Origin of the sequence: Sphingobium estronivorans (assembly GCF_008692605.1) — a bacterium.
In the GTDB taxonomy this organism is placed as follows: Bacteria; Pseudomonadota; Alphaproteobacteria; order Sphingomonadales; family Sphingomonadaceae; genus Sphingobium; species Sphingobium estronivorans.
The window spans coordinates 1-1,486 of sequence record NZ_LFCT01000061.1; the positions used below are offsets into that span (position 1 = coordinate 1).

Genomic DNA, 1,486 nt, shown 5'->3' on the forward strand with positions numbered 1-1,486 from the left:
GTCCGAATTTCCGGCACCACCTCAGGGGTCGATGCCATTGGATTTATGCAATCCTTCATCGAGCGATACAGACAGTTGCGACAGCCTCGTCGAACCCCGTTCCGCTCGATCCCGCAGCATGTTCGTGGCGATCCGGGTGATATAGGCCCGCGGCGTCGCCACCGCGATGGCGGGAGAGGCCCCCAGGAACCGGGTCATCACTTCCTGCGCCATTTCGTCCGCGTCAGCGCGGTTGCCCAGTTTTTGCAGGAAGTAGCGCAGGAGGCGGGGCTTTTCCCGCTGATATACGACGGCAAAATCATGGGTGGCAGGCGCTGCGTTGTCGGCGCCGTCATCGTCAAGTGACGCGCGCCGTTGAGGAGAGATGCTCATGATGGCATTCTCTTTGGGCGCGCGCCGCGCAGCTGGCACGGATTCCTGCAGCTGTCGCCGTGAAAGGGAAATATTCCCGGATTTGACCGGTCCCGCGCCGGTCGTGATTGGCCCTGGCTCATTCGTCGCACCTATGTCCACTCGGGGCGACGGCCTAAGCCGGATGTTCGAAACCTGACCAAAGGAACAGGCGCATGCGCCTTTACCGTTGCCGGCTGGACATGCGCGCATGCCACCCGGCCCCAGTGAAACTGTGTGACCGAGCTACCTTTGGTTGGGGTTTCGACGCCCCGCTTCCGGGCTTTTTCCGGAAGCCGGTTCAGTTTGCGCGTTTAACGCCTTGAAGCAAGCTCGAATTTGTCGGGTGGTGTATAATACACCATTCTCTGCCCACAGTCGCCGGCGCATTGTGATCGCGCTATAGCGGTTCAGAAGCGAGCAATGTCATTCGAGCGGCGGTCCGCTATAGCGCGATCTTGGCGGTCCCGGTCCCCTACGAGCTACCCTGTATGGAGATTGGCGTGAAACGGGAACTGAGCTAGGCCTTGTCCCCGTTGGCCGTCGACCCTGCGTGTTCGCGCTTGTGGTGATGGTGAGATAGTATCGTGCGTAACGTCGTTCGCCGACCCGCACCAACGCGCCCAGCTCGACAAGTTCAGCCAGGTCACGTGTGGCAGTTGCCGACGCAGCATCTGTTATCGTGCGATAATTGTGGGCGCTCAGACCGCCAACGAAACCGTCCGGCCCCTCCGCCATCATGCGGATGAGCGCCTTTTCCTGTCTTGTATTGATCTTGCCGCGCAGGCGATCGAGCAGATGAGTTTTCTCGATTAGGAAGCTGATGCTCGTGATGGTACGGGACTGCGCTTCCAGCACGATATCTGCAAACCAGTTCATCCACGTCTCGATCTGGTTGCTCTGACTGGCCCGCTGCAATTCAGCATAATAAGCCTTTTTGTGCCGATTGATGGTGGCAGCCAGCGCGGTCAGCGTTGGCGCCTCCAGGCTCTGCGCCAAAGCCTTTTCCGCGATAGCGCGACCCAGGCGACCACTACCGTCCTCGAAAGGGTGGACCGTCTCGAACCAGAGTGTCCGCCGTCAGCGCCCATGGCAC

2 protein-coding genes are annotated in these 1,486 nt (G+C 60.1%); both read right to left on the reverse strand.

The genetic code is table 11. From position 1 onward, the window contains the following. Positions 1 to 21 precede the first annotated feature (21 nt). Positions 22 to 372 carry an RNA polymerase sigma factor gene (locus F7P65_RS21810; RefSeq protein WP_150295643.1) on the reverse strand — a complete coding sequence of 117 codons (351 nt, stop codon included), beginning with the start codon at positions 370 to 372 and terminating at the stop codon, positions 22 to 24. A gap of 444 nt (positions 373 to 816) precedes the next feature. Continuing rightward, positions 817 to 1,389, reverse strand: coding sequence for a Fic family protein (locus tag F7P65_RS21815; protein WP_240334435.1), 573 nt, complete (start codon positions 1,387 to 1,389; stop codon positions 817 to 819). Positions 1,390 to 1,486: the final 97 nt, after the last annotated feature.